This window comes from Amycolatopsis sp. VC5-11, assembly GCF_037034185.1.
Classification (GTDB): Bacteria; Actinomycetota; Actinomycetes; order Mycobacteriales; family Pseudonocardiaceae; genus Amycolatopsis; species Amycolatopsis nivea.
Window position 1 is genome coordinate 69,216 of record NZ_JBAGKF010000016.1, and the last position, 14,636, is coordinate 83,851.

The 14,636-nt window shown below is 70.1% G+C and carries 17 protein-coding genes; 13 read left to right on the forward strand and 4 right to left on the reverse strand.

Features of this window, described 5'->3' with window-relative positions; translation table 11 throughout:
- Positions 1-64 precede the first annotated feature (64 nt).
- A complete protein-coding gene (locus WA670_RS34570; RefSeq protein WP_336160429.1) occupies positions 65-706 on the forward strand; it encodes a TetR/AcrR family transcriptional regulator in 642 nt (213 codons plus the stop codon).
- 6 nt (positions 707-712) lie between these two features.
- Here the strand turns inward: WA670_RS34570 and WA670_RS34575 are convergent, their stop codons facing one another.
- The gene (locus WA670_RS34575; RefSeq protein ID WP_037816439.1) at positions 713-1,015 is read right to left on the reverse strand and encodes a WhiB family transcriptional regulator; all 303 of its coding nucleotides are present in this window, start codon (positions 1,013-1,015) and stop codon (positions 713-715) included.
- Positions 1,016-1,262: 247 nt separating this feature from the next.
- Here WA670_RS34575 and WA670_RS34580 point away from each other — a divergent pair, with 247 nt between their 5' ends.
- The 6 genes from WA670_RS34580 (at position 1,263) to WA670_RS34605 (ending at position 6,248) form a co-directional block, all read left to right on the forward strand.
- Complete coding sequence (locus WA670_RS34580; protein ID WP_336160431.1) at positions 1,263-2,168, forward strand: MerR family transcriptional regulator; 906 nt, start codon at positions 1,263-1,265, stop codon at positions 2,166-2,168.
- 9 nt (positions 2,169-2,177) lie between these two features.
- Complete coding sequence (locus WA670_RS34585; RefSeq protein ID WP_442893148.1) at positions 2,178-3,332, forward strand: hypothetical protein; 1,155 nt, start codon at positions 2,178-2,180, stop codon at positions 3,330-3,332.
- A gap of 131 nt (positions 3,333-3,463) precedes the next feature.
- Positions 3,464-4,060, forward strand: a complete 597-nt coding sequence (locus WA670_RS34590; protein WP_020662719.1) for a response regulator transcription factor — start codon at positions 3,464-3,466, stop codon at positions 4,058-4,060.
- A 323-nt stretch (positions 4,061-4,383) separates the two neighbouring features.
- Positions 4,384-4,956, forward strand: coding sequence for a sigma-70 family RNA polymerase sigma factor (locus WA670_RS34595; protein ID WP_037816212.1), 573 nt, complete (start codon positions 4,384-4,386; stop codon positions 4,954-4,956).
- Positions 4,957-5,892 (forward strand): anti-sigma-D factor RsdA, encoded by a 936-nt coding sequence (locus WA670_RS34600; RefSeq protein ID WP_336160433.1) that lies wholly within the window; start codon positions 4,957-4,959, stop codon positions 5,890-5,892.
- A gap of 62 nt (positions 5,893-5,954) precedes the next feature.
- Positions 5,955-6,248, forward strand: coding sequence for a hypothetical protein (locus WA670_RS34605; RefSeq protein ID WP_037816210.1), 294 nt, complete (start codon positions 5,955-5,957; stop codon positions 6,246-6,248).
- Positions 6,249-6,366: 118 nt separating this feature from the next.
- On the opposite strand, the gene WA670_RS34610 is transcribed toward WA670_RS34605, so the two are convergent.
- A complete protein-coding gene (locus WA670_RS34610; RefSeq protein WP_009072430.1) occupies positions 6,367-6,762 on the reverse strand; it encodes a DUF5319 domain-containing protein in 396 nt (131 codons plus the stop codon).
- Positions 6,763-6,901: 139 nt separating this feature from the next.
- Here WA670_RS34610 and guaB point away from each other — a divergent pair, with 139 nt between their 5' ends.
- Complete coding sequence (gene guaB, locus WA670_RS34615) at positions 6,902-8,413, forward strand: IMP dehydrogenase (RefSeq protein WP_336160434.1); 1,512 nt, start codon at positions 6,902-6,904, stop codon at positions 8,411-8,413.
- Positions 8,414-8,481: 68 nt separating this feature from the next.
- Entirely contained in the window at positions 8,482-8,901 is a 420-nt protein-coding gene (locus tag WA670_RS34620; protein ID WP_336160435.1) for a DUF3574 domain-containing protein, read from the forward strand.
- Here the strand turns inward: WA670_RS34620 and WA670_RS34625 are convergent.
- A complete protein-coding gene (locus WA670_RS34625; RefSeq protein WP_336160437.1) occupies positions 8,853-10,088 on the reverse strand; it encodes an MFS transporter in 1,236 nt (411 codons plus the stop codon). The genes WA670_RS34620 and WA670_RS34625 overlap by 49 nt on opposite strands.
- A 171-nt stretch (positions 10,089-10,259) precedes the next feature.
- Here WA670_RS34625 and WA670_RS34630 point away from each other — a divergent pair, with 171 nt between their 5' ends.
- The 4 genes from WA670_RS34630 to WA670_RS34645 all read left to right on the forward strand — a co-directional run bounded on the left by WA670_RS34630 (position 10,260) and on the right by WA670_RS34645 (position 14,176).
- On the forward strand, positions 10,260-11,399 hold the full coding sequence (locus tag WA670_RS34630) for a GuaB3 family IMP dehydrogenase-related protein (protein ID WP_037816435.1): 1,140 nt from the start codon (positions 10,260-10,262) through the stop codon (positions 11,397-11,399).
- 123 nt (positions 11,400-11,522) lie between these two features.
- A complete protein-coding gene (locus tag WA670_RS34635) occupies positions 11,523-11,705 on the forward strand; it encodes a hypothetical protein (RefSeq protein ID WP_336160438.1) in 183 nt (60 codons plus the stop codon).
- A gap of 60 nt (positions 11,706-11,765) precedes the next feature.
- Positions 11,766-13,472 carry a GMC family oxidoreductase gene (locus WA670_RS34640; RefSeq protein ID WP_037816206.1) on the forward strand — a complete coding sequence of 569 codons (1,707 nt, stop codon included), beginning with the start codon at positions 11,766-11,768 and terminating at the stop codon, positions 13,470-13,472.
- 14 nt (positions 13,473-13,486) lie between these two features.
- Positions 13,487-14,176 carry a maleylpyruvate isomerase family mycothiol-dependent enzyme gene (locus WA670_RS34645; protein WP_336160440.1) on the forward strand — a complete coding sequence of 230 codons (690 nt, stop codon included), beginning with the start codon at positions 13,487-13,489 and terminating at the stop codon, positions 14,174-14,176.
- Between the two features lies 1 nt (position 14,177).
- Here the strand turns inward: WA670_RS34645 and WA670_RS34650 are convergent, their stop codons facing one another.
- On the reverse strand, positions 14,178-14,624 hold the full coding sequence (locus WA670_RS34650; RefSeq protein ID WP_336160441.1) for an ester cyclase: 447 nt from the start codon (positions 14,622-14,624) through the stop codon (positions 14,178-14,180).
- Positions 14,625-14,636: the final 12 nt, after the last annotated feature.

Sequence of the window (14,636 nt, forward strand, 5' to 3'; positions counted from 1 at the left end):
ATAAATAGCCGCGTACGATGGGTCGGGTCAAGACTTCTGTATCGCTCACTAAAGAAGGTGGTCCATGTCACCCCGCGGCCGCCCGCGCGCGTTCGACCGCGAGCACGCGCTCAACCAGGCGATGCTGGTGTTCTGGGAGCGTGGTTACGACGGTGCGTCGCTGTCCGAGTTGACCGAGGCGATGGGCATCAAGCCGCCGAGCCTGTACGCGGCCTTCGGGGACAAGGAAGCACTGTTCCGCGAAGCGATCGAGCATTACCAATCCGCGTACGGACGGCACACGATGCGCGCGCTGACCGAAGAGCCGACGGCGCGCGCGGCGGTTGAAGCGATGCTTCGCGACAACGCTTGCGCGTACGTGGAACCGGGGCATCCCAAAGGCTGCATGGTCGTTCTGGCGGCTACCAACTGCACGCCAGCCAATGTGTCCGTGTGGAAGTTTCTCGCTGCTTCGCGGGACGAAGTGCGACGGCAGCTTCACGAGCGCCTTCGTCGCGGAGTGGAGGAAGGCGACCTCGCGGCCACTGTGGACATTGACGCGCTCAGTGCGTTGTACGCGACTGTCTTTTATGGACTGACCATGCAGGCGCGCGACGGCGTCAGCCTCGACTCGCTGATGACCGTCATCGACCTCGCACTCTCGATGTGGCCCGGAAACGGCGGAGGGGCGGCGTCCACTGTGGACACCGCCCCTTCCGCGCCGTGATAAAAGTCAGATGTGCGCCATGGTCAGCGCGCGTTTGTCCTGTTTGATGATGTGGTCGCGCTCCGATTCGGACAGCCCGCCCCAGATGCCGTAGGGCTCGTGCACGGCGAGCGCGTGCTTGCGGCACATCTCCAGCACCGGGCACGACAGGCAGATCGCCTTGGCCCTGGCCTCGCGCCGCGCCCTCGCCGGTCCCCGCTCTCCGTCCGGGTGGAAGAAGGATCCGCTGTCCATCCCCCGGCACGACCCCTCCAGCTGCCAGTCCCACATGTCTGCGTTGGGGCCGGGGAGCCTGCGCGTGTCTGCCATCCTGACCGCCTCCGTCATCCGGTCGATGCCATTAGCTGCTCTGCTGTGGTGCCGATACTCCATTCGGTGCAACGGCGGTAACGTTAGAAGCGCGCCAATAGTTGTTCAATAGATCGGCGGCGATTCAGCCGTTAGGCATCCCCCAGATGTGTGAGCAGGGCTTTTGGCTCGGGTTGCCGGGACCGCGAACGGGCTGGATATTGACCGGGTGGGATCCGGATCAGGCGATGGAGAACCCACCCTGCCGGTGGCCTCGGTCGCCCGCCGGCTCGGTGTCGCGCCGTCCACCCTGCGTACTTGGGACCGCCGCTACGGTCTCGGTCCCAGTCGCCACACCGACGGCAGACATCGCCGCTACGGCAGCTCCGACATCGGTCGTCTCGAACTTATGCAGCGCGCGCTCCTTCGCGGCGCTTCAACGGCGGAGGCCGCGCAGTACGCGTTAGAGCAGATGCCGCGCGCGGACTTCGTGCCAGCGCCTGCCGAGCCCGCGGAAGCGACAGAGACGAAAGCGGCCGCTGACGACTTCGAAGTGCCTTCGCGGCTCGCGCGTCGCTTGAGCACTGCTGCGTTGGCGATGGACGTCGGCGCGGTACAGCGCATGCTCGTTGACGCCATTAGCGAGCTAGGTGTGCTTCAGGCGTGGTCGGACGTTATCGACCCGGTCCTCACTGCGCTCGGCGCGCGGTGGCGCGGTGTGCACGCGGGTGCCGAAGTGGAGTACCTGCTCGCTGAGTGCGTGTACGCGGCACTAGTGCGCGCGACGCCGGTCCTCGACGAGCCTCGCAACCAACGGCCGGTCCTTCTCGCGTGCGTGCCCGACGAACGGGACAACATGCCGGTGTACGCGCTCGCGGCGGCTCTCGCGGGGCGAAGGATCGGCGCGCAGCTCTTCGGCATTGCGCTGCCACAAGAAGTGCTGGCGGTAGCAGTGCGGCGAAGCGCGCCCGCTGCAGTGGTGCTGTGGGCGAATCGGGCGAACGCGGACCCTCGGCTCTTCGCGCGCGTGTCCCGCGGACGGCAGCGGACCCGGTTGTTCGCCTGCGGCCCAGGCTGGGATCCGGCGCTGCTGCCGCCGAAAGTCGAGTTGCTGGCGGATCTTTCCGCGGCCGCCGACCGCGTGGAGCACGTTCTTGTCGGTGCTCCGCGCTAGAAAGGTCGAGTGGACGAAGAAGCGCTGACGGCCCTCGCGTTCGGCCCGGACGCCAGGTCGGCAGACCCGATACCTCGCGACGGCTCGCCAAGGCAACGCCTCCTGGCGGCAATCGTGCTGGGCGCCCGCGGCCGATACGCGGCGGCCGCGGACTTGCTCGACCCGCTCCGGCGCGGCAGTGATCCGCTGACGGCCTCGCTGGCGGCGAGCACGCTGGCGTCGCATCGGCGGCAGCTGGGTGCGCACGTGCTGGCGCGGAAGCTGGATGGGGAGGCGCTGCTGGCGGTCGGGCTGCGCGGAGCGGGGGAGTGGAGGACCCCGACAGGCGGCTCGGGAATGGCTGGCGGTGGGCTGGCTGCGGCTGGGGCGGGCTCGCGTGGTGGCGCTTCGGGAACAGCTGGGGGCGTGGCCGCGACTCATTCGGGTTCGCGAGGCGTTGGCTCGGGAGGGGCTGGTGACGGCTTAGCTGCGGCTGATTCGGGCTCGCGGCGCGGCGGCCCAGTCCGAACTGGCACCGGAGCAGCTTCGCCCGCTCAGGGGTCAACCTCGGCCACCGATTCCTCGCCCGGCACCGCGAGCCGCAGCGCACCCGCCAGCCAAGGCAGCCTCGTCGAGCCCACCGAAGACCCCCACGGGCTGGACTTCCAAGGTGCCCGAGCCGACGCCCTCCTCGGCCTGGCCGCGGACAACCTCGCCCTCGGTCGCATCTCCGCCGCCCGTCGCCTGGCCGTCCGTGCCGCCCAAGCCGACCGGCGCTGGCGGGCGACCATCCGCGGCGGCTGGGTGGGCGCCGAGATCGAGCTCGCCGACGGACAGCCCGAAGCGGCCGTCGCCCCGGCCCGCCACGCCTACGAGACTGCCGTCGCCCGGCACGCTCGGCGACACATCGTGAAGTCCGGCATCGTCCTCGGCGTCGCGCTGCTCTCCGCAGGGCAGGACGGGGCTCGGGAACTCGTCGTCGCAGCCGCCGCGGACGCCGAAAAATATGAACTCGATTCACTTAGCTGGGTGGCGGACCGCGTCGCCGCTGACTTGGACCACGACCGGGCCGAGGAGTATCGATTCAGGAGTCGCCAAGTGTTGCACGCAGTGTTACGGCACGCGGATCCTGGCGTGATGCGTATCGCACACGAATCGCCGTGGGTGCCCGTCGGACCCGGGTAGGCCTGCGGGAACGGGCGTTCCGGCATCCGGGCTAAGAAACTTCAAAAAAAGCCACCGGATCGTGTCAAGGTTCGGGCTAAAGCGTCCGATAGGGGAAGTGGAATGTCACCCGGCTGCAGGAAGGAAACCCCGTGACGACGGTCTTGATCTGCGACGACCGACGCAGTGTCCGCGAAGGGCTCACCCGTGTGATGTCCGCGGTGCCTGGGGTCAGTCGCATCGACTGCGTAGCGCACGGTGACGAGCTGCTGGCCCGGTACACCCGTCAGCCGGTCGATGTCGTGCTGGTCGGAACGCAACGCGCGGTCCCGACGGGCGTCGAGGCCACGCGCCGGCTCGTCTCCGCGAACCCCCAGGCGAACGTCATCGTCTTCGGAGCCCCGGACGACGCGGGCAGCATCGCGGCCGCCATCGCCGGCGGAGCGCGCGGCTACCTGCGCTGGGACGCTTCGCGGCCCGAACTGGTCGCCGCGCTGGCGCACACCCTGGCCAGCACCTCGGTGCCCGCGCCGCGTCAGCCGTCCGACCCGGGCGTGCAGCTCACCGAGCGCGAGCTGCAGGTGCTGCGCGGCATGAGCCAGGGCAAGAGCAACGGCCAGATCGGCCGTGAGCTGTACCTCTCCGAGGACACGGTCAAGACGCACGCGCGGCGGCTGTTCCGCAAGCTCGGCGTCCGCGACCGCGCGCAGGCCGTGGCGCACGGCTTCCGCCGCGGCCTCGTGTCCTGACCGAGGCGGGGCAAGCCAAAACGGGACTTCCGATCCGATTCCCGCGGTGACGAACGGGCCAGGGCAGCCAAGCCCTGGCCCGTACCTGTTGTCCTGGCCCCCGCACTCGTGCCACGCCCGCGTCCCCACCGCGTGACGGCACTGCCCCAGCCCGTCTGCCTGCGACAATCGCCGTCCGGCCGCGCCCGGCGCGCCGGTCACCACCTCTGGCGGTTGTCTGGTAGGACTCCGACGGTACGGTAGCTGTGACCGGCGCTGGACGGGGACGACCACGCGCCGGATTCTTTGCACGCCTACACGTAACGCTGGGACTGTTGTCTGCGATGGCCACTGTGGGGGATGGACTGGACGAGCCGGTCGCCGCCGCTGTCGAGGGAGACCCTCAGGCAGTGGAGCGGTTGCTGGCCGCCATTCGTCCCCTTGTGGTGCGGTATTGCCGTGCCAGGGTTGGCAGGCAGGAGCGTTCGTTCGCTTCGGCAGACGACGTTGCGCAGGAGGTGTGTCTCGCGGTGCTTACGGCCTTGCCTTCGTACCGTGACCAGGGCCGCCCCTTTCTGGCGTTCGTCTACGGCATCGCCCAGCACAAGGTCGCCGACGCGCACCGCGCCGCGGCGCGCAACCGGGCGGAGCCGGTCGCCGAGATCCCCGACGAGATCGAGGTCGGCGTCGGCCCGGAGCAACGTGCTCTCCAGGGTGAGCTGAACGAGCGGATGGCGCAGTTGCTGCAGGTGCTGCCGGACAAACAACGGGAAATCGTCGTTTTGCGGGTCGTGGTCGGGCTGTCGGCGGAGGAGACGGCGGACGCCGTCGGTTCCACGCCGGGCGCCGTCCGCGTCGCCCAGCACCGGGCGCTCGCCCGGCTGCGCAAGGTGCTTGCCGCCGAGGAGGTGATCTGAGTGACCGATCGCGAAGACCGGGACAGAGACCTGTCACCTTCCGCCCAGGCCAGCGGCCTGACCGGGTACGAAGCGGAAGCCGACGGCGACCTCACGGCCATCCAGGCCGACGACGCGCTCCTCGACGCGCTCGGCGGGACCGATCCGGCTGTCGCCGACGGGCTCGGAGACCAGGAACTGAACGCGCTGCTGCTCGCTTGGCGCCGCGACATCGACAGCGAGCCGCTCGCCGAGCTGGTCGACGTCGACACCGCGATCACCACGGTGAAGACCGCCACGCTGGCGCGCAAATACCAAAGCCGAGGCCGGCGCCGCCGCTATCTCGTGCCGGTGGCCGCCGCGTGCGCCGCCGCCGCGATCGCCTTCACCGGCACCGGGCTCGCCGCCCGGGACGCCCAGCCCGGCGACACGCTGTGGGGCCTCACGAAGGTGCTGTACGCCGACCACGCCCGCTCCGTCGAGGCCGCCGCCGCGGCGAAGCTCGACCTGGAGAAGGCGAACCTGGCGCTGGCCGACAACCGGCTCGCGGACGCCCGGCGCGCGCTCGCCGACGCGCAGGCCGCGCTCACCCAGGTCACCGACGCGGACAACCGCAACCAGCTGATGCAGCAGCACCGCGAACTCGCCGCGCAGCTCGGTCAGCCGACGGCCCCGCCGACAAACCAGCAGTCGTCCTCGCCCGCTGTCCCGCCGACGCACGTCCCGGCCAGCAGCGCGGCGCAGCCGCCCGGCCAGTCGACCTCGCTGCCGGGCACTGGCCACACCGACAACCCGCCGCCGGTCACCTCGGTGACGCCGCTGCCGCCGGTGACGTCGACGCCGAGTTCGCCGCCGCCGTCGCCGAGCGCCACCCCGAACGATCCGGGCACGGGCAGCAGTCCGCGCAACGAGTCGTCGCAAGGGGCGCAGGCACCGAACGGCACCAGCGGTTCCTAGGTTTTCCGAAGGTCCCGGCACGAACAGTGCCGGGACCTTTTTCGTATCGGCGGGGAGGCGCGATGCTGGTTTTCGGAGAGCCCTACGAGACCGCGAGCGGAACGGTGCTGGTCACCGTCACGCGGGAGGGCCGTCGAGGCGGGCCGGGGCGTGCGGTCGGGCTGTACACGATCAACGCGGACGGCGTGACGTGGACGCCCGCGACGGATCAGGGCCGGATCGCGCTGATCGGCGCGTGTACGGGTTTCGTGGCGGCGGCGTTCGCGACGCTGGCCGTGGTGCGCCGTCCGCCGTGGCCGAACCTGACCGAGCGGGCGATGATCGCCCAGGCGGAAAGCGTGAAGCGCCGACGCTGACCCTGGGTTGTCCACAAGTCGACACAGCTGTGGACAACCCCTGTGGACAACTTGTCCGCGCACACGAAGAAGGTCCTGGTGGCCAAGCTCACCAGGACCTTTTCGGACGATCTAAAACTCAGTACGCGCTCTCGTTCGCGGTGACCCCGTCCGCGAAACCGCGGCAGTAGTCCCAGCTCACGTAGTCGGTCGGGTTCGGGTCGAACGCCGGCTCGTGCGGGCGCATCCGGCCGTCGGACAGCAGCTGCTCCAGGCTCGCGCGCAGCAGCGTCCAGTCGTGGTAGTGGGGTTCGTCGCACTCACCGCAGTCGACCACGATGCCGCGAACCCCGCGAGGCTCCAGCAGAGCCTGGTACACGGCGAGGTCGGACAGGTCGGCCAGCAGCTCGGTGCGCTCGTCCGCGCTGATCGGCTCTTCGAGGTGGTCGTCGGGGTCGGGGATGGCCCGGGCCGGATCGTCCGGGTCGTCCGCGAACGGATCGGGGGGCAACACATCGTGCGGCACGGCCTGCACGCTACCCGCCGGGCCACCCGCCCGGGCCAGGGCCCCGGCCCGGATATCATGAGGGGAAGGCCCGACCACCCTCGGCCCACGCCAGGCACCGCTGCCCGCGACTCCAGCCCACTCCCGCCAGGAAGGCCCTTCGCCCCTCATGACCAGCGAAAGCATCACCCCCGCAGTGCCCAGCAAGTTCGCGATGCTCGGCTTGACCTTCGACGACGTGCTGCTGCTGCCCGCGGAATCGGACGTGGTGCCCAGCGCGGTGGACACGAGCACGCAGCTCACCCGCAACATCAAGCTCAACGTTCCGCTGGTCTCCGCCGCGATGGACACGGTCACCGAGGCGCGGATGGCGATCGCCATGGCACGGCAGGGCGGCATCGGCGTGCTGCAGCGCAACCTGCCGATCGAGGAGCAGGCGGCGGCGGTCGAGGTCGTGAAGCGGTCCGAGGCGGGCATGGTCACCGACCCGGTCACCTGTTCCCCGGACGACACCCTCGCCGAGGTCGACGCGCTGTGCGCGCGGTTCCGGATCTCCGGCGTCCCGGTCACCGACGCCTCCGGCGCGCTCGTGGGCATCATCACCAACCGCGACATGCGGTTCGAGGTCGACCACACCCGCCTGGTGAGCGAGGTCATGACCCGGACGCCGCTGGTGACGGCGCAGGTCGGCGTCACCGCGGAGGCCGCGCTGGGGCTGCTGCGCAGGCACAAGATCGAAAAGCTGCCGATCGTCGACGGCGCGGGCAAGCTGCGTGGCCTGATCACGGTCAAGGACTTCGTGAAGACCGACCAGTACCCGAAGGCCTCGAAGGACCCGGACGGCCGCCTCATCGTCGGCGCCGCGGTCGGCGTGGGCCCGGACGGGCACAAGCGTGCGATGGCGCTGGCCGAGGCCGGGGTGGACGTGCTGATGGTCGACACGGCGCACGGCCACTCGCGGGCGGTCGTGGAAACGGTGCGGCTGCTGAAGAAGGAACTGGGCGACACCGTCGACGTCGTCGGTGGCAACGTCGCGACGCGGGCCGGTGCGCAGGCGCTGGTGGACGCGGGCGTGGACGGGGTGAAGGTCGGCGTCGGCCCGGGCTCGATCTGCACCACGCGGATCGTCGCGGGTGTGGGCGTGCCGCAGATCTCCGCGATCTACGAGGCGGACCAGGCTTGTCGTCCGGCGGGCGTTCCGGTGATCGGCGACGGCGGCATCCAGTACTCCGGCGACATCGCGAAGGCCATCGCCGCGGGCGCGTCCACGGTCATGCTGGGCAGCCTGCTCGCGGGCACCGCGGAATCGCCCGGCGACCTGATCCTGGTGAACGGCAAGCAGTTCAAGGTGTACCGCGGCATGGGCTCGCTGGGCGCCATGCAGTCGCGCGGCGAGGCGAAGTCCTACTCCAAGGACCGCTACGCCCAGGACGACGTGCTCAACGAGGACAAGCTGGTGCCGGAGGGCATCGAAGGCCGGATTCCGTTCCGCGGGCCGCTGTCGAACGTCGTGCACCAGCTTGTCGGCGGTCTGCGCGCGGGCATGGGTTACGCGGGTGCGGAGACGATCGCGGCGATGCAGGAGGCGCAGCTGGTCCGGATCACCGCGGCCGGGCTGAAGGAAAGCCACCCGCACGACATCACGATGACGGTCGAGGCCCCGAACTACACGACCCGCTGATCGCGCTGTTCGCCCGCTCCGCCGCCCGGCACACTGGATCTCCAGGTGACGGCGAGGGGAGCGGGCGAATGCGGTTTTCCCGGAGGTTCGTGCTGACGGCGGCGGCCGCGATGGTGCTCGGGGGAGGGGCGGCGTCGGCGGCCGCGGCGGATTCGCCGGACAGTTCGTTGTGGAAGCGCACCGAGCTGTACTTCGGCACCTCGAAGCCCGGCGGCGGCGAGGTGAGCGAAAAGGAGTTCGCGGACTTCTCGGCCAAGGACATCACGCCGCGTTTCCCGGACGGCTTCACCCAGCTCGAGGGCACCGGTCAGTGGCGGTCCGGCGGCGGCGCGGTCGTCCGGGAGCATTCGATCGTGCTTGTCGTGCTGTATCCGCCGACGAATCAGCACGCGAACGGCGACCTCGAACAGATCCGCACCGACTACAAGCACCTGTTCGATCAGGAATCCGTGCTGCGGACCGATTCCACCGCGCGCGTCTCGTTCTGAGCGCGGTTCCACCCGAGCAGCAGCAACGGCGTCGCCAGCATCAACGCGCCCGCCAGCCCGAGTGCGCCGCGCGTGCCCAGCCACGTCGCGACCAAGCCCCACAGCAGCGTCAGGCCAGCGGTGCTGGCGCCGCCGCTGATCCGCCACGCGGACAACATCCGGCTCACGTACCCGTCTTCGGTTTCCTCGAGCCGGTACGTCGCGAGGACCGTGTTGTACGCCGCCGCGCAGATGATCAGGCCGAACTCCACCGCCATCACCCAGAACAGCCCGCCGATCCCGGGTGGCACGAACGCCAGCAGCACGACCCAGCACGTCCGGACCGTGGCGAGGATCGGCAGCAGCCGCACCCGGCCGCAGCGGGGGACCAGGCGGCGGGCGAGCCGGGAACCGACCAGGCCGCCGAGGCAGGGGACGCCGAACGCGAGCCCGTACTGCCAGGTCGGCAGGCCGAGTTCGCCGAGCAGCAGCACCGCCAGGACTGGCGAGGTGGCCATGATCAGGCCGTTGACCAGGCAGGAGTTGAGGAACAGCATCCGCAGCCGGGCGTGCCGGAAGAGGTAGCGCCAGCCTTCGACGAGGTCTGCGGCGCGGAAGGCGGCCGGGCGGGCTGGTTTGGGCTCGCGGGTGCGGATCGTCGAGAGGGAGAACGCGGACAGCAGGTAGCTGAACGCGTCGAGAAGCACAGTGGCCAGCGGGCCGAAGAACCCGATCGCCGCACCGCCGGCGGGCGGGCCGAGTGCGGTCGCGGTCCAGAGCGTGGTCTCGAACCGGCCGTTCGCGGCGAGCAGGTCTGGACCACGCGCGAGTGATTTCAGATACGCCCCGCTCGCCGATGTGAACGCGATGTTCGCCGCGGCCACGAGCACCGATACCGCCACGAGCTGGGCGAACGTCAGCAGATCCAGCAGGTACGCGGGCAGCAGCGTGAGCAGGGCGGCGAACCGGACGAGGTCCATCGCGATCAGCACGGGTCGTTTTCGCCGGAATTCGACCCACGGACCGAGCGGGAGCGCGGCCAGCGAACCCGCCGCGAGCCCGGCTCCGGCCAGCAGCGACACCTGTCCGGCACTGCTGTGCAGCACCCGGACCGCGATGATCGAGAAGGCGTCGAGGGCGAAGTAGGTGCCCGCGACGCTGACCGCGTACGCGAGCCACAGCCGGTGAAAGTCCTTGCCCAGCGCCAAATCCGTCCCCCTCGTTCAGCCGGGCAGCCAACCATCCGCCCGCGCCGGTGGCAAACAACCGCGCGCACAACCGGTGGTTGTCGCCACCGCAACGGTCCCCCGCGCGCAGGTCACCCGTGCCGACTCGCGACAATGGACCGCGAAGGCGTCAGGCGCGAGAAGGGACATCACGTGCGGGATCTGGTCGAGATCGGCATGGGCCGCACGGCGCGGCGGGCGTATGACCTCGATGACGTGGAGATCGTGCCGTCGCGGCGGACGCGGTCGTCGTCGGTGGTGTCCACCGCGTGGCAAATCGACGCGTACCGGTTCGACCTGCCGCTGGTCACCCACCCGACGGACGCGATCGTGTCGCCGGGGACCGCGGTGGCGATCGGCGAACTGGGCGGCCTCGGCGTGCTCAACGCCGAAGGGCTGTGGGCCCGGCACGCGAACGTCGAGGAGGCGATCTTCCGCCTCGTCCGCGCCGCCGAGGACAGCGAAGACCCGGCCGCGGTCGTGCGCGAGCTGCAGGAGCTGCACTCCGCGCCGATCCGGCTCGACCTGCTGACCGAGGCGATCAAGACGGTCCGCGAATCCGGTGTGACGGTCGCCGCGCGGGTGAGCCCGCAGCACGCCGCCGAGCTGACCCCGGATCTGATCGCGGCGGGCGTCGAGATCCTGGTCGTGCAGGGCACGATCATCTCCGCCGAGCACGTGCAGCGCGACGCGGAACCGCTCAACCTCAAGGAGTTCATCGGCCGCCTCGACGTGCCGGTGATCGCGGGCGGCGTGAGCGACTACCGCACCGCCATGCACCTGATGCGCACCGGCGCGGCGGGCGTCATCGTCGGCCACGGCTACACCGACGGCGTCACCAGCACCGACCGCGTGCTCGGCATCGGCACCCCGATGGCGACGGCGATCGTGGACGCGGCCGCCGCGCGCCGCGACTACCTGGACGAGACCGGCGGCCGCTACGTGCACGTCCTCGCCGACGGCGGCATCACGACGTCCGGCGACATCGCGAAGGCGATCGCCTGCGGCGCGGACGCGGTCATGCTCGGCGCCCCGCTGGCGACCGCGTCGGACGCCCCGGGCCAGGGCCTGTACTGGACCGCCGCGGCGGCGCACCCGTCGCTGCCGCGCTCCCGCGTGGTGGCCGGCCCGGACTCGGACTACGCGGTGGACCTGAAGACGCTGCTGTTCGGCCCGTCCTCGGACGCGGAGGGCGTGGTGAACCTGTTCGGCGCGCTGCGTCGCGCGATGGCCAAGACGGGGTATTCGGACCTGAAGGAGTTCCAGCGCGTCGGGCTGACCGTGCGCGGCTGAGGTATTCGCGGAAAAGGCCCCCTTCGCGGGGGCCTTTTTTGTGCCCGCAGGTCCGAAGTGCGCCCACCTCCGTTATGCTTTCGTTATCTTTGGAGTTCGGTGTCGCGCCTGAAGGGTGAGCGGATGGCACTGCTGGGGGAGTTCGCGCCGACCTGGTGGCTCGGCGGCATCGTGGTGGGCAGCCTGCTGATCCGGCTGCTCGCGCTGGTCGTGGCGTTGCGCGGCACGACTCCGGCGGAGCGGCCCGCCATCATCCGGGCGCTCGGGGAGCTGTTCCGGTTCGCGCCGCGGCGCAAGACCCGATGAGGTAACTCGTCAGTAACTTAACTCTGGCCTGGCGGCTCCCCGGGGGTTACCCTCTTTCCTGTGACTGCCAGTAACACCACTACCGCGCGGCAAGAACCCGACTACGACGTCCTCGTGGTCGGTTCCGGGTTCGGCGGCAGCGTCGCGGCGTTGCGGCTGACCGAGAAGGGCTACCGCGTCGCGGTGGTCGAGGCGGGCCGGCGCTTCGCCGACGACGAGTTCGCCAAGACGTCCTGGGATCTCAAGCGCTACCTCTGGGCCCCGCAGCTCGGCTGTTACGGCATCCAGCGCATCCACATGCTCAACGACGTGATGGTGCTGGCCGGCGCTGGCGTCGGCGGCGGTTCGCTGGTCTACGCGAACACGCTGTACCGCCCGCTCAAGCCGTTCTACCAAGACCGGCAATGGGCGCACATCACCGACTGGGAAAGCGAACTCGCGCCGCACTACGACCAGGCCAGCCGCATGCTCGGCGTTGTCACGAACCCGACGATCACGCCGTCCGACGTGGTGATGCGGGACGTCGCGAAGAAGATGGGCGTCGAGGATTCGTTCCACGCCACGCCGGTCGGGGTGTATTTCGGCAAGCCGGGCGAGACGGTGAAGGATCCGTTCTTCGGCGGTGCCGGGCCGGACCGGGTCGGGTGCACCGAATGCGGTTCCTGCATGACCGGCTGCCGCGTCGGCGCGAAGAACACGCTGGTGAAGAACTACCTGTACCTCGCGGAAAAGGACGGCGCACAGGTCATTCCGCTGACCACGGTGACGTCGGTGCGCCCGCGCGGCGACGGTTACGAGATCACGCTGCAGAAGACCGGCACGCGTTCGCGGCGGTTCCGGACCACGGTCACCGCGGCGCAGGTGGTGTTCGCCGCGGGCACCTGGGGAACGCAGAACCTGTTGCACCGCATGAAGGACACGGCCGCGCTGCCGAAGCTGTCCGCCAAGCTCGGCGAGCTGACCCGGACGAACTCCGAGGCGATCATCGGCGCGGCGCGGACCACTGTGGACCCCGAACGGGACTTCAGCCGCGGCGTCGCGATCACGTCGTCGATCCATCCGGACGAGAACACGCACATCGAGCCGGTGCGGTACGGCAAGGGCAGCAACGCGATGAGCCTGCTGCAGACCGTTGCCACCGACGGGTCTTCGCGCGTTCCGCGCTGGCGGCAGGCGGTCACGTTCCTGGTCAAGCACCCGGTGCAGTCGGCGAAACTGCTGAACGCGTACCGGTGGAGCGAGCGCACGGTGATCCTGCTGGTGATGCAGAGCCTCGACAATTCCATCACCACCTACACCCGGCGCGGTCTGTTCGGACGGCGGAAGTACACGTCGAAACAGGGCCACGGCGAGCCGAACCCGAGCTTCATCCCGGCCGGGCACGAGGCGAACGTCCTTACCGCGGAACGGATCGGCGGCATGCCGGGCGGCACCTGGGGCGAGGTTTTCGACATCCCGCTCACCGCGCACTTCATCGGCGGCGTGCCGATCGGCGACAGCGCCGACACCGGGGTCATCGACCCGTACCACCGGGTTTACGGCTATCCCGGACTGTCCGTTGTGGACGGTTCGGCGATCACCGCGAACCTCGGGGTGAACCCGTCGCTCACCATCGCCGCGCAGGCCGAGCGGGCGTTCTCGTTCTGGCCCAACAAGGGCGAGGCGGACGAGCGGCCGGAGCAGAGCAGCGGGTACGCCCGGGTGGAACCGGTCGCGCCGAAGAACCCGGCGGTTCCGGCGAACGCGCCCGCGGCACTGCGCCGCTGACCTAAGATCGTCCGGTGACCACTGCGGCGCTGGACCGGATCCGGGAACTGCACGACGAATGGGCACGAGTCGCCGAGACGATGCCTGCCTCGGCGTTCGGCGAGCCGAGCGCGCTGCCGGGCTGGACGCGCGCGCATCTGCTCACCCACCTCGCGCGCAACGCTGATGCCCTCGGCAACCTGCTGACCTGGGCGGAAACCGGGGTCGAGCGGTCGATGTACGGCCCGGGCAACGCGCGGGACGACGAGATCGAGGCTGGCGCTGGCCGTGCTCCGGCGGAAATCGTGGCCGACCTGGTCGCGGCCGGGAAGCGCCTGACCGACCACGCCGCGCGGCTGTCGGACGAGGTGTGGGCAGCGCCGGTCCGGCACCGGCACGGCGGCGAGCTGACCGGCGCGGACGTGCTCACGCTGCGGCTTTCCGAGACCACGATCCACCTCGCCGACCTCGACGCCGGCCACGATTTCGACAGTGCCACCGCGTTGCTCGGCGGGCATCTCGAAGCGGTGATCGGGACGCTGATCCGGATGTGCCCGCGTCCGCTGCCCTCGTTCCGGATCACCGACGGCGTCCGCACCTGGACCCTCGGCGAAGGCGGCGACCTCGTCACCGGAACGCCCGGCACGGTGCTGGCTTGGCTGACCGGTCGCGGCGACAGTTCCGCGCTTTCCGGGCCGGTGCCGGAGATGGCTCCGCTGATCTGACTCAGCTGGGCTGGCGGGCGGCGGCGAGCTCGTCGTCGTCGCCGACGATGCCCAGTTGCTGCAGGATGGCGAGCCGGTCGGTCTGGATGTCGAGTTCGGAGATCCGCCCGTCGGTCACCCGCGCCAGGACGAAACCGCGCCACGTTCCGCTTTTGCCGGTCGCGAAGCCTCTGCGGTAGTAGCCGGTGTTGGTCGCGGTGAGCGTCACCGTGGCCGCGACCTGGTCGTCTTCGGCGAGTAGTGAATCGACGTCGACGCGCAGGTCCGGGAACGCGGTCAGCATCTGCGTCCAGCCGGTGCGGAAGGCGGCGAGCCCGCCGGTCGGCGCGTCGACCACGACCGGGCCGGATTCGGTGACGTCCTCGGCCACGACGGTGTCCAGTTCGGCGAGGTCGTGGCTGTTGACGATGGCGAGAAAACGGCGCAGGACGGTCTTGGGGCCGGTCATGGCTCCTCGATT